At 68.5% G+C, this 18,276-nt stretch carries 22 protein-coding genes; 7 read left to right on the forward strand and 15 right to left on the reverse strand.

The genetic code is table 11. The annotated features are described in order from the left end of the window. Positions 1-7: 7 nt before the first annotated feature. Together AC4D2F_RS10275 and AC4D2F_RS10280 are read left to right on the forward strand one after the other, a co-directional pair. Positions 8-313: a MoaD/ThiS family protein gene (locus AC4D2F_RS10275; protein ID WP_490910445.1), complete on the forward strand. Its 306-nt coding sequence runs from the start codon at positions 8-10 to the stop codon at positions 311-313. A 171-nt stretch (positions 314-484) separates the two neighbouring features. Continuing rightward, on the forward strand, positions 485-1,771 hold the full coding sequence (locus tag AC4D2F_RS10280) for an ammonium transporter (protein ID WP_490910446.1): 1,287 nt from the start codon (positions 485-487) through the stop codon (positions 1,769-1,771). A gap of 63 nt (positions 1,772-1,834) precedes the next feature. Here the strand turns inward: AC4D2F_RS10280 and AC4D2F_RS10285 are convergent, their stop codons facing one another. From AC4D2F_RS10285 to AC4D2F_RS10315, 7 genes are all read right to left on the reverse strand, one after another. After that, positions 1,835-2,107 carry a hypothetical protein gene (locus AC4D2F_RS10285; RefSeq protein WP_490910447.1) on the reverse strand — a complete coding sequence of 91 codons (273 nt, stop codon included), beginning with the start codon at positions 2,105-2,107 and terminating at the stop codon, positions 1,835-1,837. A gap of 189 nt (positions 2,108-2,296) precedes the next feature. Then, the gene (locus AC4D2F_RS10290; protein WP_490910448.1) at positions 2,297-3,856 is read right to left on the reverse strand and encodes a 5-oxoprolinase subunit B/C family protein; all 1,560 of its coding nucleotides are present in this window, start codon (positions 3,854-3,856) and stop codon (positions 2,297-2,299) included. Positions 3,857-3,899: 43 nt separating this feature from the next. Beyond that, positions 3,900-4,655, reverse strand: coding sequence for a LamB/YcsF family protein (locus AC4D2F_RS10295; protein ID WP_490910449.1), 756 nt, complete (start codon positions 4,653-4,655; stop codon positions 3,900-3,902). An 83-nt stretch (positions 4,656-4,738) separates the two neighbouring features. Further along, positions 4,739-5,017, reverse strand: coding sequence for a CDGSH iron-sulfur domain-containing protein (locus AC4D2F_RS10300; protein WP_104167622.1), 279 nt, complete (start codon positions 5,015-5,017; stop codon positions 4,739-4,741). Then, positions 5,017-6,048: an iron-containing redox enzyme family protein gene (locus AC4D2F_RS10305; RefSeq protein WP_490910451.1), complete on the reverse strand. Its 1,032-nt coding sequence runs from the start codon at positions 6,046-6,048 to the stop codon at positions 5,017-5,019. Before AC4D2F_RS10305 ends, AC4D2F_RS10300 begins: the two co-directional genes overlap by 1 nt. Before the next feature lie 201 nt (positions 6,049-6,249). Continuing rightward, positions 6,250-6,711: a DUF4383 domain-containing protein gene (locus tag AC4D2F_RS10310; protein ID WP_104167620.1), complete on the reverse strand. Its 462-nt coding sequence runs from the start codon at positions 6,709-6,711 to the stop codon at positions 6,250-6,252. Positions 6,712-6,743: 32 nt separating this feature from the next. Beyond that, entirely contained in the window at positions 6,744-7,625 is an 882-nt protein-coding gene (locus AC4D2F_RS10315; RefSeq protein ID WP_104167619.1) for a manganese catalase, read from the reverse strand. A 279-nt stretch (positions 7,626-7,904) separates the two neighbouring features. Here AC4D2F_RS10315 and AC4D2F_RS10320 point away from each other — a divergent pair, with 279 nt between their 5' ends. The 3 genes from AC4D2F_RS10320 to AC4D2F_RS10330 are packed head-to-tail and all read left to right on the forward strand — an operon-like array spanning position 7,905 to position 9,954. Then, complete coding sequence (locus tag AC4D2F_RS10320) at positions 7,905-8,777, forward strand: hypothetical protein (protein WP_490910452.1); 873 nt, start codon at positions 7,905-7,907, stop codon at positions 8,775-8,777. After that, positions 8,777-9,229 (forward strand): phage holin family protein, encoded by a 453-nt coding sequence (locus tag AC4D2F_RS10325; protein WP_104167617.1) that lies wholly within the window; start codon positions 8,777-8,779, stop codon positions 9,227-9,229. Before AC4D2F_RS10320 ends, AC4D2F_RS10325 begins: the two co-directional genes overlap by 1 nt. After that, the gene (locus AC4D2F_RS10330; protein WP_490910453.1) at positions 9,226-9,954 is read left to right on the forward strand and encodes a DUF3618 domain-containing protein; all 729 of its coding nucleotides are present in this window, start codon (positions 9,226-9,228) and stop codon (positions 9,952-9,954) included. Before AC4D2F_RS10325 ends, AC4D2F_RS10330 begins: the two co-directional genes overlap by 4 nt. Positions 9,955-10,035: 81 nt before the next feature. Here the strand turns inward: AC4D2F_RS10330 and AC4D2F_RS10335 are convergent, their stop codons facing one another. Together AC4D2F_RS10335 and AC4D2F_RS10340 are read right to left on the reverse strand one after the other, a co-directional pair. Continuing rightward, complete coding sequence (locus tag AC4D2F_RS10335; protein WP_490910454.1) at positions 10,036-10,629, reverse strand: cysteine hydrolase family protein; 594 nt, start codon at positions 10,627-10,629, stop codon at positions 10,036-10,038. Further along, positions 10,616-10,996, reverse strand: a complete 381-nt coding sequence (locus AC4D2F_RS10340; protein ID WP_490910455.1) for a hypothetical protein — start codon at positions 10,994-10,996, stop codon at positions 10,616-10,618. The genes AC4D2F_RS10335 and AC4D2F_RS10340 overlap by 14 nt, the downstream gene beginning before the upstream one ends. Positions 10,997-11,424: 428 nt before the next feature. On the opposite strand from AC4D2F_RS10340, the gene AC4D2F_RS10345 reads away from it, so the two are divergent. Both AC4D2F_RS10345 and AC4D2F_RS10350 read left to right on the forward strand, forming a co-directional pair. Continuing rightward, complete coding sequence (locus AC4D2F_RS10345) at positions 11,425-12,288, forward strand: DUF2382 domain-containing protein (RefSeq protein ID WP_104167613.1); 864 nt, start codon at positions 11,425-11,427, stop codon at positions 12,286-12,288. Between the two features lie 217 nt (positions 12,289-12,505). Next, positions 12,506-12,928 carry a MarR family winged helix-turn-helix transcriptional regulator gene (locus tag AC4D2F_RS10350; protein WP_490910456.1) on the forward strand — a complete coding sequence of 141 codons (423 nt, stop codon included), beginning with the start codon at positions 12,506-12,508 and terminating at the stop codon, positions 12,926-12,928. Here the strand turns inward: AC4D2F_RS10350 and dnaB are convergent. From dnaB to AC4D2F_RS10380, 6 genes are all read right to left on the reverse strand, one after another. Then, positions 12,925-14,301: a replicative DNA helicase gene (dnaB, locus tag AC4D2F_RS10355; RefSeq protein ID WP_394250533.1), complete on the reverse strand. Its 1,377-nt coding sequence runs from the start codon at positions 14,299-14,301 to the stop codon at positions 12,925-12,927. The two genes, AC4D2F_RS10350 and dnaB, sit on opposite strands and share 4 nt — an antisense overlap. A 756-nt stretch (positions 14,302-15,057) precedes the next feature. Further along, a complete protein-coding gene (gene rplI, locus AC4D2F_RS10360; RefSeq protein ID WP_043442543.1) occupies positions 15,058-15,507 on the reverse strand; it encodes a 50S ribosomal protein L9 in 450 nt (149 codons plus the stop codon). Between the two features lie 15 nt (positions 15,508-15,522). Further along, entirely contained in the window at positions 15,523-15,762 is a 240-nt protein-coding gene (gene rpsR, locus AC4D2F_RS10365; RefSeq protein WP_005273147.1) for a 30S ribosomal protein S18, read from the reverse strand. 117 nt (positions 15,763-15,879) lie between these two features. Then, positions 15,880-16,455, reverse strand: coding sequence for a single-stranded DNA-binding protein (locus AC4D2F_RS10370; RefSeq protein WP_104167610.1), 576 nt, complete (start codon positions 16,453-16,455; stop codon positions 15,880-15,882). 60 nt (positions 16,456-16,515) lie between these two features. Beyond that, positions 16,516-16,821, reverse strand: coding sequence for a 30S ribosomal protein S6 (rpsF, locus tag AC4D2F_RS10375; protein WP_043442549.1), 306 nt, complete (start codon positions 16,819-16,821; stop codon positions 16,516-16,518). A gap of 166 nt (positions 16,822-16,987) precedes the next feature. Continuing rightward, positions 16,988-18,271, reverse strand: coding sequence for a M18 family aminopeptidase (locus AC4D2F_RS10380; RefSeq protein ID WP_490910457.1), 1,284 nt, complete (start codon positions 18,269-18,271; stop codon positions 16,988-16,990). Positions 18,272-18,276 lie beyond the last annotated feature (5 nt).

The raw sequence follows: 18,276 nt of genomic DNA on the forward strand, positions 1-18,276 counted from the left end.
GGTCACCGTGCCCGAGACCTCGCCGCTGCCCTCGGTGATCGTCCTGATCCCCACGCTCTTGCGCCAGTACGTGGACGGACGCAGCGCGATCCGCCTGAGCATCGCCGACGGCGCCGACGTGGCGTCGGTGCTCGACGGGCTGGGCGAGGGACGCCCCCTGCTGGACCAGCGGATCCGCGAGGAGACCGGCGTGCTGAGGCGGTACGTGAACATCTATGTCGACGGCGAGGACGTGCGCCGGCTGGACGGCCTGGCCACGGCTGTTCCCGCGGGTGCGACGATCATGATCATGCAGTCCGTCGCCGGTGGCTAGGGGTGGGACTCGGCGTTACCCAGAGTTCATCGGACCCGCCGGGACCTGAAACCTCGCACTGCCTACCATGACTCAGCGCGGCGTGCCATCCCGGGTCGACGCACACCAGCAGTGCGATCCGGGCCCAGTCCCGTCCGGTACGCCCAGGCGCTGTCACGGAAAGGACTCCCCATGGATTCTGGAAACGTCGCTTGGATTCTCGCCAGCACCGCGCTCGTCTGCCTGATGATCCCGGCCCTGGCCCTGTTCTACGGAGGAATGGTGGGGTCCCGCCGCATCCTCAACATGATGATGATGTGCTTCGGCGGGGCGAGCCTCGTCGCCGTGCTGTGGGCCCTGTTCGGCTACTCCATGGCCTTCGGCGACTCGATCGGAGGACTGGGGCTCATCGGGGACGTCACGGAGTACGCCGGACTGGGCCAGCTGCTCGCCGAGGACCCCTCCGCGCCCATCCCCCCGATCCTGTTCGCGGCCTTCCAGCTCTTCTTCGCCTGCGTGACGACGGCGCTGGTCGCCGGTGCGGCCGCCGGCCGCATGAAGTTCGGCGCCTGGATGATCTTCGCCGGCGTGTGGGCCACGCTGGTGTACTTCCCGATCGCCCACTGGGTCTTCGCCTTCAGCTCCGAGGACGGCTCGGTCGTGGGCGGGTGGATCGCGAACGGCCTCGGTGCGATCGACTTCGCCGGCGGCCTGGCCGTGCACATGAACGCCGGGATCGCAGCCCTCGCCCTGTCGATGGTGCTGGGCCGCAGCCACGGCTGGCCGACGGTGGATCATGCCAGGCCGCACAGCCGCCCGCTCGTCCTCGTGGGCGCGGGCCTGCTGTGGGTCGGCTGGTTCGGTTTCAACGCGGGCTCCGCCCTCTCCGCCGGACAGTCCGCGTCGGTGGTCTTCCTGAATACCGCCGTCGCGGCGTCGGCCGGCCTGCTGGCCTGGGCCACCGTCGAGCGGGTCCGCAACGGTGCGGCGACCAGCATGGGGGCCGCCTCCGGCCTGGTCTCCGCGCTGGTCGCCATCACCCCCGCGTGCGGTGCGGTCAGCCCGATGGGCGCCCTCGCCATCGGTGCGATCGCCGGCGCGGTCTGCTCCCTCGCGATCGAGCTGAAGTTCCGCCTCGGCTTCGATGATTCGCTCGACGTCGTCGGTGTGCACCTGGTGGGTGGCGTCCTGGGAACGCTGCTGATCGGCCTGTTCGCGACGGCGGATGCCCCCAACGGCGTCTCGGGCCTGTTCTACGGCGGTGGCTTCGAGCTGCTGGGCGTCCAGGCGCTCGCGACCGTGGCGGTGTTGGCCTACTCCTTCGCCGTCACGTGGGTGATCGCCCAGGTCCTGCAGCGCACCATCGGCCTGCGGATCGAGGAGGCCGACGAACTGCGCGGCATCGACCTCACCGCGCACTCCGAGTTCGCCTACCTGACGGATGAGGATCCCGTGGATCTGGGCGCACCGCGCAAGTAGCCGTCGCAGGACCGAGCAGAGGGGGTGCGCCCGATGGCCGCACCCCCTCTGCTCGGTGATCCCCTAGAGGCGCAGAATTCCTGGCCGTGTGAGGGAGCCCTCGGGACGGACGCCGTGCTCCAGCGCCCAGGAGGCCAGTGCCTCGGTGATGGCGTAGGACACTCCTGACCAACGCGCGTACGGGAGCACGTAGAGGTGCTCGACACCCGTGCTTCCATCAGCGCCCCGCCGCAGGCCGCCGCAGCCGACCGGCGCTCCGGTGGCCCGTTCGTAAACGATCAGGAAGACGACGACACCCGCGCCGTCGTCCTCCGTCCCTGCGGAGGCGGATGGCACCCGCCCGCGGTCGGTCTCCGCGCGTAAGGCCTCCCGCAGCCCCCGACCGACGGGATTGCTCCAGGGAACCTGTCTGATCCTCAGCGTCTGCACGGCGGCCTCCTGTGGAAGTGGTGTGCGGTCCAACGCTACGGGCCGGGGGTGTCACCTGGATTTCGTTCAGCGAAACTCCATGTGCAGGGGATTCCGTCAGTGGAACCTCCGGAAGCGGACCGGGGATCCCGGAGGGAGCTGCACAGCCCGGTCCAGGTCCTCGGGGACGACGACGGCGATCACCGGGTAGCCGCCCGTGACCGGGTGGTCGGCGAGGAACAGCACCGGCAGCCCCGACGGCGGCACCTGCAGCGCACCCCGCACGGTGCCCTCGCTCGGCAGCTCCCCCCCGAGACGCCGCGTCAGCGCGGGCCCGTCGAGGCGCAGGCCTATCCTGTTGGACCGGGCCGTCACCGTCCACGACGGGGCGCACAGGCCCGCGAGGCCGGCGTCGAACCAGTCGTCCCGCGGGCCGGGCACCACCCGCAGGATCTCCGGTGTGACCGATCGGCGGGGAACCTCCGGATCCCCGACCGTCGACCCTGGCACGGGAATGTCCACCGGCAACCGCGTGCCCCGCGCGAGCGCGGGCGGCCCGAGGCCCGACATCGAGTCGGTCGACCGGCTGCCGAGGACCGCCTCGGCCCCGAACCCGCCCCGCACGGCGGTGTAGGCGTACAGGCCGGTCGCGGGCGCGGACTGCCGGAGCACCTCGCCCGCCCGCAGGAGGAAGGGCGCGCACAGGGCCGGCTCGCGCTCCCGTCCGTCCGGCGAGGAAATGAGCAGGCCGACGTCGGCGCCCGTGACGGCGAGCACGTGGTCCTCCCCCGCCTCGACCGCGAGTCCCCCATGGAGCGTCTCGACCCCGGCCGCTCCCGCCGGATTGCCCACCAGCCTGTTCGCCTGGCGGAGCGCGGCGCGGTCCAGCGCTCCGGCCCCGGCGATCCCGAGGCGCATCAGCCCGGGCCGTCCCAGGTCCTGCAGCGTGCTGGAAAGGCCGGGGTCGACGACGGTCAGCCCCGCGGGCGCCTCCGCGCGGGGACGCGGGCGCTCCTCCGCCGGCACCCGACGCCCCTGACTCCTGGCTCCGCCGGCCCTGCGGACGGCGCCCAGCTCGACCACTTCCCGGACCGCCGTGAAGCGGACCCGCGTGCCCTGGTTGAGGAGTGCGGGAGGGTCCCGATGCGTGTCCCACAGCACGGCGTCCGTGCGGCCGATCAGCTGCCAGCCGCCGGGGGACTCCCGCGGGTACACGGCCGAGAACGTTCCGGCGAGCGCGACCGCGCCGGCCGGCACCACCGTCCGCGGCACGTCCCGGCGCGGGACCTCCAGCCGGGAGTCGCCTCCGGTGAGGTACGCGAAGCCCGGTGCGAAACCCCCGAACGCCGCGAACCACGGCGTCCCCGTGTGGGCGGTGATCAGCGCGTCGACGCTCAAACCCGTCAGGGCAGCGACGCCGGCGAGGTCGGCGCCGTCGTACTGGACCTCGATGGTGACGAGCCCATCCTCCCGGGTGGCCGGAACGGCCGGGCCGGGCGTGCGGAGCCGGGTCGTAAGGGCGTCCAGCTGCCGGGCCTCGCGCACGGTGACGAGCACGGTGCGCGCCGCGGCGACCACGTCCACCTGGCCCTCGACCGGGTGGTCCCGCAGGTGGGCCTGCAGGCTGAGGACCTCCGGCAGGCCCGGCAGTTCGGCGAGCACGGCGCGGTCGCCCACGGGCCTCAGGGTCAGGTCGGCCGGCCATCCGGGGCCGGCGGTGTCAGGCGAACGCACCGACCGTCACGCCGGCGGCATCAAGGGCCCGCCGGACCGCAGCGGCCATACTGGCGGCGCCCGGGGTGTCCCCGTGCACGCAGATGCTCTCCACGGTGATCGCGATCCGGCTGCCGTCCACGGCCACGGCCTCGCCGTCGGTGGCCAGGCGCAGGACATGCGCGACGACGTCGGCCTCCTCGTGCAGCACCGCTCCCGGTTCGCGCCGCGGCACCAGCTTGCCGTCGGGCGTGTAGGCGCGGTCCGCGAACGCCTCGGCGACCGTGCGGAGCCCTGCCGCGCGTGCCTCGGCCTCGATCACGCTGTTCGGCAGGACCAGCAGCGGCAGGGTGTCGTCGACGTCACGGACGGCCCGGACCACGGCGCGGGCCTGGCGCTCGTGGACGGCGATCGTGGTGTAGAGGGCACCGTGGGGTTTGACGTAGCGCACGCTCGTCCCGGCGGCCCGTGCGAGGGCCTGCAGGGCCCCGATCTGGTAGACGACGTCGTCGGTCAGTTCACGAGGGTCGACGTCCATGAAGCGGCGGCCGAAGCCGGCGAGATCCCGGTAGCCGGGGTGCGCGCCCACCGTCACCCCGGCCCCGGCCGCCGACGCGCAGGTGGCACGGATCCCGATGGGGTCCCCGGCGTGAAAACCGCAGGCCACGTTCACGCTCGAGACCGACTGGATGATGCGCGCGTCGTCGCCCGACGACCAGTTGCCGAAGGATTCTCCGACGTCGCTGTTCAGGTCGATCGCCATGCCTGGCCCCTCTCGGTGTTCCCACCAGCATGCCGCACATGTCGGGATCGTCCATCCGCGGCGGCGCGCGGGACGGACGCGCATCAGGGCTCGGAGCGGAAGCCGATCAGCTTGTGGGAGCCGTCGCAGTAGGGTTTGAGCACGGAAGCACCGCACCGGCAGAGGGCCACGGTGCGCCGGGTCCGGGGCAGTTCCTCCCCGTCGGCGCCGAGGAGCGTGAAGTCGCCGCGGACGAGCAGCGGTCCGTCGGGACACGCCACGACGGACACGGGCGCGGCGGACCCCGAGTTCAGCGGGTGGCCGGCGCGTGCTTCCTGGGCGCCCTCGGTATCCTGCTGGTCCGCGACCCTGTCCACGCCCATCAGGCGGCCACTCCCGAGCCACGCAGCGAGGATCGCCCGGATTCCCAGGACTCCATGATGTGCACCGTCATGAGGGTGTCGATCGCGAGACCGGCGGCAGCCCCGAACAGGACGTCCTCGAGCAGGAGCGGATCGGACTCGACGAGCCCGCCGGCCATGTCCCGCCCGGCGATCTGCTCGTGGACGGCGTCGGCCTCGACGTGCTCGTCGAAGTATTCCGTGACGTCGGGGCCGTACCCGTGGCGCTTGAAGCCCCGTGAGTACAGGCGGTTGGGCTGGGACGAGGTCATCTCGTAGGCGGCGAGGTGCCCCACGATCGCACCCCGGAGGCGGCGGTGGAGGCCGAACAGCGACATCAGGTTGTTGACGGCCAGCGTGATCGCCGGGACGGCGTCGAGGTAGCCACCGTAGGCGTCCTCCATGCCGAGTTCGCGCATCGTCCGGGCGTAGAGCGCGGAGTGCATCCGGGCCGGCAGTCCGTTGCCGTACTCGTCCGCCTGGATCTCCACCATCGCGGCTTTCGAGCGTCCGGACAGCCGCGGGATCGCGAAGGTGTGCGGATCTGCTTCCCTCAGCTGGTTGACGGACTTGTGCACGAGGAACTCCCGCAGCTGGTCGTCCGTCGCGGACTTCGCGACGAAACGGGACATGCTGGGCCCACCGTCCTCGCCGGTCAGCCGGAACAGCTCCGCGCAGACCGCTTCGCTCGTGGGCTCGGGCAAGGCGGGGACGACGGTCTCGTCGCGGACCCTCTGTTCGAAGGCGGCCTCGATGCGGTGCCGGATCCGCAGGAGGTCCGGGTCCCACTCCCAGTCGTCACCCGCCCCGTCGATGCCGCTGTAGTGCAGCTCGTACAGGCAGAAGAGTGCGAGCTGGAGGTCGTCGTCGTGCAGGATGTCCGGCGTCCGGGAGATCGACTCCCCGGTGAGCGCGTCGAGTCGGGGAAGGGCATCCTGTGCGGACGCCACGGATCCTGCGATGACGGACAGGAGGAGGGCGCTGAGTTCTCCGCGCGGGGAGGGCTGCTTCATGAAGGACCTCTTCTGTGGGCGGACGCGCCCACTGATCCGGGCCGCGATACTAAGCATACTTCGCGTCTGCGGTCGGGGGCACCCGCGGCACGTGCCACCGCACGACGACGCCGGGCCGGCCGGCGCCCGTGGGCACCCGCCGACCCGGTGTCGTCGGTCATTCATTCAGCGCGTGGGGCTCCTCCCCGTGGAAGAACCCGGTCAGGCGCGGTTCGCGCTCCTCGAGGTGTCGCGGCTGAGGATCAGCCCGAGGGCGATCATGCCGATCGCGAGCACGAGGTGGAGCCAGTTGTCGGCATCGTTCACCGGAACGAAGTTCGCTGCCGACTGCTGGTCGATGATCAGTCCGTAGATCCACAGGATCGCGTAGATCACGCCACCACCCAGCAGGTAGGCGCGGGCGCCCGAGACGGTCTTCGCCATCGCCAGGCCGGCGACACCGAAGAGCAGGTGGACGATGTTGTGGAGGATCGACACCTGGAAGATGCCGAGCAGCAGCGCCTCGGACTGGTGTCCTGCGAACGCCATGCTGCTGTAGTTGGAGGTGATCCCAGGGATGAAGCCCAGGATTCCGACCAACAGGAAGACGACGCCCACCGCCTGGGCGGCGCGCTGCAGGGTGGTACGACCACCATCCACCGTGCGGTTGTTCGTGTTCGTCATGAGACTGCCCTCTCTCGGTAGCCCGCGAAAGGCTATTCGCGGTTCAGTTTGTCCTGCAGGGTGCCCGCCATCTTCTCGACGGTATTCGGGATCTCGGTGGTCCCGTAGAACCGCGCATCGGGGTGGGTGGCCGGCGGCATGGGAGCACTCGTCGTCGGGCCGTCGTGGTAGGTGAACTCACCTTTGCCGTCCGGCGTGGGGCCGGAGGCCCAGCTGCCCGTGGATGCCGCCTTGCCGTCGGAGAAATTCAGGTACTGGTAGGCGACGCTCCGCTCTTCCTTCTTGAGGGGGAAGTTGCTCGGCACGGGCAGTTCCTCCATCTTGGACTCCTGCAGTTCCCGGGCCGCAGCCAGCCACTGGTTCTGGTGCATGGTGTCGCGGGCGAGCAGGAAGGACAGCATGTCCCGGATCCCGTGGTCGTCGGTCATGTGATAGAGGCGGGCCACCTGGAGCCGGCCCTGCATCTCGGCGTTCGCGTTGGCCGTGAAATCGGCGAGCAGATTGCCGCTGGCGGTCACATAGCTCCCCTGCCACGGGTTGCCCATGCTGTCCACCGGCCGTGCCCCGGCGCCTGCAACGATGGCGTGCTGCATGTCCGTGCCACCGAGAACGGCCGCGACGGCCGGGTCGGACTGAACGGCGTCCTCGGTGATTCCGAGCGGCGCCTTCTCGAGGAGCTGGGCGATCATCGTGGCGAGCATCTCGACATGACCGAACTCCTCCGCGCCGATCCCGAACAGGAGGTCGCGGTACTTACCGGGGATGTGCGCGTTCCAGGCCTGGAAGCTGTACTGCAGGGCCACGGTGATCTCGCCGTACTGGCCCCCGAGAACCTCCTGGAGCTTGCGGGCGTAGACCGCGTCGGGCTTGTCGGGGGTGGCTTTGTACTGGAGCTCTTGCTTGTGGAAGAACACTGGTGCTTTCCTCTCCGCGTCGGGACCCCTGGGGATTCCGCTCCTTCTGGAAGCGGCCGCTGGAGATCCTGTCGTGTCGACGCTAGCGGCAGGCCTGCTCGTTCCGTAAGATGCTAAGTCTACTTGTTTTTATCTTGCAGTTTCTGGAGAAAGAGCTTGCGAGATTGAAGCTAAGCATGCTTAGCTTTGGGAACAAGTCCAGCACGAACTGCCGGACCATCGCATCGAGAACACGATGGAGCATCCGCTTTAACGGCAATATCAACGTAAGGAACAACCATGACTACGCAGAATTGGCCGCAGGATCCCCTGGTTCCCTCCACCACCGGGCCTGAGTCGTCCACCGCGGACCTCAGCACCCATGAGCTCGGCAGCACAGAATTCTCCGGTGGCACCACCGGTTCCGACGACTCCAAGAAGTCTGCGGCCAAGGACCAGGCCAAGAAAGTAGGCCAGGACGGCAAGGAAGCGGCGAAGAACGTCGCAGGCACCGCCGCGGCCGACGCCAAGGATGTCGCCGGCACCGCCGCCACCGAAGCGAAGAACGTCGCGGCCGAGGTCGGCTCGCAGGCGAAGAACCTCCTCGGTACCGTGACCTCCGAGGTCAAGTCCCAGGCCGGGACCCAGCAGCAGAAGATCACCGAGGGCATTCGCGGCGTCTCGGACGAACTGCAGTCCATGGCCGACAAGTCGGACAACCACTTCGTGTCGGACCTCGTCAAGCAGGCATCGCAGCGCACGGGATCGGCGGCGAGCTGGCTCGAGAACCGCGACGCCTCCGACATCCTCGAGGACGTCAAGGCGTTCGCACGGCGCAAGCCGGGGACCTTCCTCGCCATCGCGGCAGGCACCGGCCTCGTCGTCGGTCGTCTGACCCGCGGCGCCAAGGGCAACAGCGATTCGGCCGGCACCTCCGGCCGGGACTCTTCGTCCGCCGGTACCGCCACGACGGGTACGTACTCCGGGTACACGCAGGTCGGCTCCGACGCCTACAGCGGCACCCCCGCCTCCGCGGGCTTCGGCGAGACCACGGGCGGACAGCACGTCGCCGGCTCCAACCCGGCCTTCGTGGACCCGACGGACGACTACCCCACCATCGCGCCCGGCACCCCTCCCGTGGGCACCCGGCCGAATGACGGGGGCCTGCGCTGATGAGTGAGGCATACACCGGTGGCGCCCATCAGGCCGCCGCACCCCTGCCGACCGAGGCCGAGCAGCGCTCCGCCAGTGCGTCGGTAGGAGAGCTGCTCGGGGAGGTGACGAAGGATCTCTCCAAGCTCATGCGCCAGGAGGTGGCCCTGGCCAAGGCCGAGGCCACCGAGTCGGCCAAGAAGGCCGGCAAGGGCGCAGGCATGTTCGCCGGCGCAGCCGTCGGAGGCCACTTCGTCCTCCTGTTCCTGTCCCTCGCCCTCATGTGGGGCCTCGGTGCCTTCATGCCGCTGGGCTGGGCCGCCGTGATCGTGGCCGTCCTCTGGGGCATCGTCGCCGCGGTGCTCGCCATGAAGGGCAAGAAGGAAATGCAGCAGGTCAAGGGTCTCCCCCAGACAGCGGAGACCGTCAAAGAGATTCCGCCGACACTGAAACCAGGTGAGCACACCCCATGAGCCAGACGCCAGATGAGATCCGCGCAGATATCGAACGCACCCGCCAGGAATTGGGGACGGACGTCGACGCCATCGCCGACAAGGTGAACCCCGCGAACATCGCGCAGCGCCAGACCGACAAGGTCAAGCACAGCTTCAGCAACGTGAAGGAGACCGTCATGGGCAAGGCCGAAGACGTCAAGGATTCCGTGCTCGGCAAGGCCGAGGACGTGACGGGGGCGGTCAAGGACAAGGCCGGACACGCCAAGGACAAGACCGGCAGCGGCTTCGACAGCGGACTCGGCAGCGCCCACTCAGCAGCCGGTTCCGCCCGGGACAAGCTCCAGCACGCCGGCCACACGGTCCAGGGAGCACCCGCCCAGATCTCGAACAAGGCAGCGGGCAACCCGCTCGCCGCGGGGCTGATCGCCTTCGGCGCCGGGCTCCTCGTGGGCTCGCTCATCCCTGCCAGCCAGAAGGAGCAGCAGGCCGCCGCCCAGCTCAAGGAGCAGGTGGCGCCCCTGAAGGAGAAGGTCACCGAGGCAGCCAAGCACGTCGTCGAGGAGGTCCGGGAGCCGGCGCAGGAAGCGGTCCAGTCCGTGAAGGACTCGGCTGCCGATTCCGTGCAGACCGTCAAGGACGAGGGCCAGCACGCCGTCAAGGACGTCAAGGGTGAGGGCCAGCGGGCCGCCAGTGACGTCAAGGGCAGCGCGCAGGATGCCAAGTCGAACGTCCAGCAGCGCTGATCCATCACGCACTGATGGCGGTCACCGGAGCTTCTCCGGTGACCGCCGTCGTCGTTCCACTCCGATGCCGCAGCTCGCGCATCACGTGAACAGCGACTCCGCCTCGACTCGGCCGAGGACGGACTGACGGTACCCCACGGAGATGATCTCCAGCATCGCGTCGGCGTACTGCTCGTTCGTGCTGCCGATCGCGTCGAGGGCGTAGCTGACCTGGAAGTCGTGGGCGAAGGCGTCGGCCCCCGTCTGCGCGATGCAACTGTGCGTCGAGACACCGGCGAGGACGAGGTGGTCCACGCCCAGGGCGCGGAGCCGCAGCGCAAGATCGGTGCCGAAGAAGGCGCTGTCACGGGACTTCGTCACGACCTCGAGTCCGTCCACGCGCAGCCCTGCAACGGCGTCCGCCTGATGACTGCCGCGGAAAATGAAGCCCTGACCGTCGTCGAGCATCGACCGCGTCCACGTCGAGCCGTCCCGCAGGTGTTCGGTGCGCACCACGAGCGCGGGGGCCCCTCCGCGCTGCGCGGCGCCGATCAGCCCGTTGCAGGCCGCGACAAGGCCCTCCTGCTGCCTGGCGAGGGTCTCGTCCTCGAAGAAGGCGTTCTGCATGTCGATGACCAGCAGGGCGATTCTGCCCTCGCCTCTTGCGGCTCCGGGACCCGCGTCAGCTGGCGGCATCCGGCCCCCCGGCCGCGCCCGCCGTCAGGTCGATGAACGCCCGTCCGCCGTCGTGGCGCAGCCCGCGTACGAGCGACGGGTCGAGGCTGATCAGCGAGGCTTCCTGGGCCTGGGCGGACCGGGCCGAGCCGGCCACGCCTCCGAGGACGTCAGGACCGTAGCCAGGAGCCTCCGCGAGGCGCCTGACCTCCACCTCCGGCAGATTGGCCGCCAGCCCTATCTCGGCGTGCGTGAGGCCGGTGGCCAGAGCCTGCCGGATCGCCTCGCCGCAGGCGATCACCAGGCGGTCGCGCTCGAACTCGGCGTTCTCGAGATCCGCGGCGGCGATCATGACCTCGTGGATGTACGGGGGACGTGGTGCTGACATGAGTACCCTTTCACGGGAGCTCGGCGAGTCGGCCGGCCGCGTGGCGATGGGGGCTCCGGATTCCGCCCTGTCGTCCGGCGTCCCCGAGTGACCTACCGGCGCTCGAATCTGACGACTGTAGCGGATCCTTCGCATCAAGCGCACGCGTGGGGCGATTCGAAGGGTTTCAGGCCGGTGGCTGGACCTTCTGCCCATCATACGGACGCGACCGGTGCCGCGAAAGTTGCTGCGCCGCGACCACCGCGCATGAACGCCCGCGGTGCGGCTCGATCCGAGGAAAACGCTAAGCCTGCTTCCCATCCGGTACTAAGTATGCTTACTCTAGAGGCCGGTGGTCTCGGGGGCTCTAGCCCCCGGTGGAACCTCCCGGTGGAACACAGCCGAGAAATCCATACCCTCACAGTGAGATTACTCAGAAGGAGAAGGAAATGATTACTCAGGACAACATCGACACCATGCTCGGCAACGGCGGCAACGTGCTCGGTTCGGACGGAGAGAAGATCGGCTCGATCGGCCAGGTCTACCTCGACGACCAGACCGGCGAGCCCAGCTGGGTCACGGCGAAGACGGGCCTGTTCGGCACCTCCGAGTCCTTCATCCCGCTCCAGGGCGCCGACGTCGAAGGTCATGACGTCCGGGTTCCCTACAGCAAGCACCAGGTGAAGGATGCCCCGCGCATCGAGTCCGACGGCAACCTCAGCCCGGAGGAAGAGGATCGCCTCTACCGCCACTACGAGATCGGCGGCGGCACCAGCAACTACACGGACACGACCCGCACGACGACCGGGACCGGCACCGCCGGCCTGAACGACCGCGATGTCGACCTCGACACGAGCGGCCGCCGCGCGGACCTGACGGACACGGACCGCGGGACCGTGGGCCACGACACCTCCGGCCCCACCACGGACGATGCGATGACCCGCTCCGAGGAGCAGCTGCGCGTCGGAACGGAAAGCCGCGAGGCCGGCCGTGCCCGCATGCGCAAGTACGTCGTCACCGAGAACGTGACGAAGACCGTCCCCGTCAGCCGCGAGGAAGTCCGCGTGGAGCGCGAGCCCATCACGGACGCCAACCGTGGCGACGCGCTCGACGGCCCGGCCATCAGCGAGGAGGAGCACGAAGTGACCCTCCACGCCGAGCGCCCGGTCGTCGAGAAGGAAGCGGTCCCCGTCGAGCGCGTGCGCCTCGACAAGGAGACCGTCACCACCAACGAGACCGTCAGCGAAGAAGTCCGCAAGGAGCAGATCGACGTCGACGGCGACGAAGGCACGCGCCGGGGCAACAACCTCTAGCATGTGCTGATCCAGGAGGACCCGGGGCATCGCCCCGGGTCCTCCTGCCGTTGGAGGGGCAGCACCTACCGCCTCACCGGAAGATGTGAGCAACCTTCTTGCCCGTAGTGCAGGAATTATAATAAGCCTGCTGTCTATTTCGGGTATTGTTATCTAGAGTAAGTAGCAGGAACGAGCGGATTCACCCGCTGACGACCGAGGGGAAGGACACGCTATCGTGCCTGAGTTGAACGATTGGTCGACCAGCCGCCTGTTGACGACCGCGGCCCGCATTGTCGAGCATTCCTGGAACGAGAAGCTCCTGAGCATCGGCATCACGCACGCGGGTCTCACGACGCTGGGAGTACTCGAACGTGAAGGTACCCTCACCGGCGTGCGACTCGCCCAGCTGGTCCACGTCCAGGCGCAGACGGTGGGGCGTACGCTCGATCGCCTCGAGAAGCGGGGCCTCGTGACCCGGCTCCGTAATTCCGCCGATCGGCGCAGCCAGCGCATCACGATCACGTCGGCCGGGCTGAAGGCCCTGGAGCGGGCGAAGAACATCGAGAACGAACTGATGGCCGAGGACGGCCTCGCCTCCGAGGACCTGCGCGATCGCCTCAAGACGGTCATCCTCGAGCTCGGACCCAAGAAGGACTAGTAGCCCCCGCCGTCCGCGGCCATGTTGTTGAAGCGTGAGTAGTGGCCCTGGAACCCGACGACGAGCGTCTTGGTGGGACCGTTACGGTGCTTGGCGACGATGACGTCGGCCTCACCCGCGCGCGCCGACTCCTTGTCGTACACGTCGTCGCGGTGCAGCAGGATGACCATGTCGGCATCCTGCTCGATCGACCCCGACTCGCGCAGATCCGAGACCTGCGGCCGCTTGTCCGTCCGCTGCTCGGACCCACGATTCAGCTGCGACAGCGCCACCACCGGGACATTGAGCTCCTTCGCCAGCAACTTCAGGGCACGTGAGAACTCCGAGACCTCCTGCTGACGGGATTCCACCCGCTTCCCGGAGGACATGAGCTGCAGGTAGTCCAGCACCACGAGCTTGAGGTCGTGACGCTGCTTCAGCCGCCTGCACTTGGCCCTGATCTCCATCAGCGACATGTTCGGGCTGTCATCGATGAACAGCGGGGCGTCGTTCATGCGCCCCATGGTGGTGGCGATCTTCCCCCACTGCTCGTCCTTGATCGTGCCCTTGCGGAGATCCTGCAGCCCGATGGTGGCCTCGGCGGAGAGGAGGCGCATGGCGATCTCGTTGCGGCCCATCTCGAGGGAGAAGAAGACCGTGGTCATGTTGTGCTTGATCGCTGCCGACCGGGCCCAGTCCAGGGCGAAGGTCGACTTGCCCATCGCGGGGCGGGCGGCGACGACGATCATCTGGCCGCCGTGGAGTCCCTGCGTGAGCTCGTCCAGTTCGTAGAAACCGGTGGGCACGCCCGTCATGCCCTCGCCCTTGTGGCCGGCCGACTCGATCTCGTCGACCGTGCCCTCGATGATGTCCTTGAGCGCCACGTAGTCCTCGGCGGTGCGGCGTTCCGCCACCGCATACACCTCGGCCTGGGCGGCATTCACGAGGTCGTCCACCTCGCCGTCGTTGGAGTAGCCGAGCTGCACGATCTTGGTACCCGCGTCGACCAGCCTGCGCAGGACGGCCCGCTCCCGCACGATCTCGGCGTAGAAGCCCGCATTGGCCGCCGTCGGCACGGACTGGATCAGCGTGTGGAGGTAGGCAGGGCCGCCGATGCGTGAGATCTCGCCGCGCTTGGTCAGTTCGTCGGACACCGTGACGGCGTCGGCCGGCTCGCCACGGCCGTAGAGGTCGATGATGGCCTCGTAGATGCTCTCGTGGGCGGGCCGGTAGAAGTCCACGCCGCGAAGGACCTCGACGCAGTCGGCGATCGCGTCCTTGGACAGCATCATGCCGCCGAGCACGGACTGCTCCGCCACGAGGTCCTGCGGCGGCGTACGCGAGAATTCGGGGCTCCGGGTGTCCGATGATGAGTCTGCATGTGCGAGGGACACTGAGGGGCCTTTCTCCTACTGTCGAAGCGGTTGCGCCGAGGCGTCAACCGGACACCCGGGGCGGGTCCGACAGGAACAGGCCTATCACCCGACACCCTCACTTTTGGGAATCCCCCGCAACGCTAGTCCCCTCCCGGGACACCGCCAAGCGCTGTGCCAACAGGGGCTGTGGGTAAGTGTGAATAAGCTGTGGATTGCACGGCATATCTTGTGCACAGGATGGGGACAACCCTGTGGACAAGAAAACATCTCGAGCACGAATCAGCGTCTGACCTGCGACGATGTTGTCCACGGCCTGTGGACCGAGATTGGTTGTGAGACATCGGTCATCCACAGGACTGCTGTTGACAGGACCGCCGCGGGCGTTGTTCCAGTGGCGTGGCCGCATATATACCCGCAGTGCCACCCTCGGGAAACTCACAGATCCGGGAAGTTCCGCGCCGGCGCAGGGCATATACCCCGGAGTGTACTTCCCGAGCCGGTCCGGACCGGGTGGGTGGAGTCGCGGGCAGGCATGGATCCGGAGCCGGAACGGGAAACATGCTCTCGTGCGAATGGTCGGAAGAGACCCGAAACGGCAAGGAGCCCCCGCCGTGATGGCGGAGGCTCCCTGATGGATCCGGTAACGCTGGTGCGGCGCTGCTAGCGCTGGGCGGCCTTCCCCGAACTCGCTTCGCTCGTCCGGGGACCCCTGGCTGCCTAGCGCCAGGCGGCCTTCCCCGAACTCGCTTCGCTCGTCCGGGGACCCCTGGCTGCCTAGCTTGCGACGACGTCCAGGTCGATGACTGCTGCGACGTCCTCGTGGAGACGGACATTGGCCTGGTACGAGCCGACCGACTTGATGTGCGCCGGGAGTTCGACCTTGCGCTTGTCGATCTTGCCGAGGCCTGCGGCCTCGACGGCCTTCGCGACGTCGTCGGCCTTGACCGTGCCGAACAGGCGGCCGGAGCCACCCGCCTTGACGGTCAGGGTGACGGGCTTCGCCGACAGTGCGGCGGCCTGACGCTGGGCGTCCTCGAGCGATGCGTGCTCGCGGGCGGAGCGGGCAGCCTTGATTGACTCGACCTGCTTCTCGCCACCCTTGCTCCACATCAGGGCGAAGCCGCGGGGCAGAAGGTAGTTACGTGCGTAACCGTTCTTCACCTCGACGACGTCGCCTGCGGCACCGAGTCCGGTGACTTCCTGGGTCAGAATGAGCTTCGACATAGTGTGTCCCTTTCCCTAGCCGCGGCCGGCGCCGGAGTACGGCAGGAGGGCGACTTCGCGGGCGTTCTTGATTGCCTGGGCGATCTTGCGCTGCTCCTGGACGGTCACACCGGTGACGCGACGGGCACGGATCTTTCCGCGATCGGAAATGAACTTACGCAGCAGGGCTACGTCCTTGTAGTCGATGACGGTGACGTCAGCGGCCTTCAAGGGGTTGGACTTTGGTTTGGGCTTACGGAGTTCAGCCTTAGCCATCGTGGTGCTCCTTTGGATGGTGGAGCCCGCAGAACGATTCTGCGGGATGGGACGTGCCAGTCACCTGTCGGTGACCGCGGCAGCAGTTCCGGGAACGGAACTGCTGCCTGGAGGTGCCTAGAAGGGAGGCTCGGAGTCGGGGCCGTTACCCCAGCCCTGCGAGTTTCCACCCGAGGGAGCGCCCGAAGGAGCACCCCAGGGGTCATCCGCGGGCTGCTGGGCCTGCTGGCCCCCGCCCCAACCTGATCCTGAGTTCGAACCGCCGGAGTTGCCCCCGGAATTGCCGCCGGAGTTGCCCCCGAAGCCGCCGCTGTTCCCGCCGCCGGAGCGCTGGGTACGGGTGACCTTCGCGGACGCATAGCGCAGGGATGGACCGATCTCGTCCACCTCCAGCTCCATGACGGTGCGCTTCTCGCCCTCTTTGGTGTCGTACGAACGTGACTTGAGTCGGCCCTGGGCAACCACACGGGTTCCCTTGGTCAGGGTCTCGGCGACGTTCTCCGCAGCCTCACGCCACACCGATGCCCGGAGGAACAGCGTTTCGCCGTCCTTCCAGTCGTTGGTCTGGCGGTCGAACGTGCGAGGAGTGGACGCGATGGTGAAGTTGGCCACCGCTGATCCCGACGGCGTGAACCGCAGCTCGGGGTCGTTGGTGAGGTTGCCGATCACCGTGATGACTGTTTCGCCTGCCATGGTGCCTCCTTGAGTCACTTCCCGCCGGAGCGGGATGAATGGATGAGGGATCTACCGAGATTACTCGGCGGAAACCTTCTGCTCCTCGGGGCGGATGATCTTGGTGCGCATGATCGTCTCGTTGAGGCTCAGCTGGCGGTCGAGCTCGGAAGCCACGGCCGGGGTCGCGGTGAAGTTGACGACGGCGTAGATGCCTTCGGTCTTCTTCTGGATCTCGTACGCAAGGCGCCGGCGTCCCCAGATATCCACTTTGTCCACGGTGCCGCCGCCGTTGCGGACGACATTCAGGAACTTCTCGAGTGTTGGGTCGATGGAGCGTTCCTCGACGTCGGGGTCGATGATTACCATCAATTCATATGCACGCATGTGTGAACCCACCTCCTCTGGGCTGAGCGGTCGCGGTCTTTCCGCAACAGGAGGTTCTTTTGCGTTGGTCCGGCCACCGTCCTCGGTACTGACCGACGAACGGCTGTGGCACAGACGTCTCAATGCTACCGGACGGACCGGCCGGGACGAACTCGGGGGGAGTCCCCTACTGCCCGCCGCGGAAGAACGCGCCGCTGACCTGTGCTAGGTACCCGGGATCGTCGACGCCGCAGAGTTCACGCGCCGAATGCATGGACAGCAGCGGCACCCCGACGTCGACCGTGCGGATGCCGAGCCGGGTGGCGGTGAGCGGTCCGATCGTGGAGCCGCACGGCATCACGTTGTTGGACACGAACTCCTGGTACGGCACGCCGGCGGCGCGGCAAAGTGCCGCCCAGTACGCGGCGCCGGGGGCGTCGGTGGTGTACCGCTGGTTGGCGTTGATCTTCAGCAGCGGACCACCGTTGAGGACCGGCAGGTTGGCGGGGTCGTGCCGCTCCGCGTAGTTGGGGTGCACGGCATGGCCGGCGTCGGCGGAGACGCAGAAGGACACCGCGAGGGCCCGCAGCCGCTCCTCCGACCCGGCGCCGAGCCCCAGCGAGATCCGCAGGAGCATGTCCTCGAGGAAGGGGCCGCTGGCGCCGGACCGGGAGCCGCTGCCCACCTCCTCGTGGTCGAACGCCGCGAGGACGGCGATCGGTCCGTGCGCAGGCCCGTCCGACGACGCCCCGATGAGCGCCGTGAGCCCGGCATGGACGGAGGAAAGGTTGTCGAGCCGTCCGGAGGCGAAGAACTCCCCGTGTGCGCCGAAGACGCGCGGGTCCTGCGTGTCGGCCACGACGACGTCGAAGCCGCCGACTGCGCGCGGGTCGACGCCGGCGCCGGCGGCGAGGAGTCCGAGGAGGTCGGCACCCGCGGGCTCTCCGAGGCCCCAGACCGGGTTCATGTGGCGCTGCTTGTCGAGGGCCAGGCCGTCGTTGACGGCGCGGTCGAGGTGGATCGCGAGCTGGGGGAAACGCAGCATCGGCCCGGTGGACACGAGGTGTTCAGTGCCGTCGTGGAGGGTGAGCCGGCCGGCGAGTGCGAGTTCGCGGTCCAGCCAGGAGTTCAGGAGGGGGCCGCCGTACACTTCCACGCCGGCCTGCAGCCAGCCGTACTTCCCGGTGGTGGGCCTGGGCTTGAGCTTGAACGACGGCGAATCGGTGTGCGCGCCGAGGATGTGGAAACCGGTCGTCGGACCCGCCGCCGACGGCACGGTCCACGCGATCAGGGCGCCGTCGCGGATGACGAAGAAGCTCCCGGCCCCTCCCTCCCAGGGGTCCTGTTCCGCCAGCTGCCGGAATCCTGCGGCCACCAGCCGCCGGCCGGCCTCCGCCACTGCGTGGAAGCTCGACGGCGACGCCGAGACATAGGCTCCGAGGTCCTGGATGTGCGCGGGTGCTGGGCTCATCCCCC

Source organism: Arthrobacter sp. TJ-263, assembly GCF_058269155.1.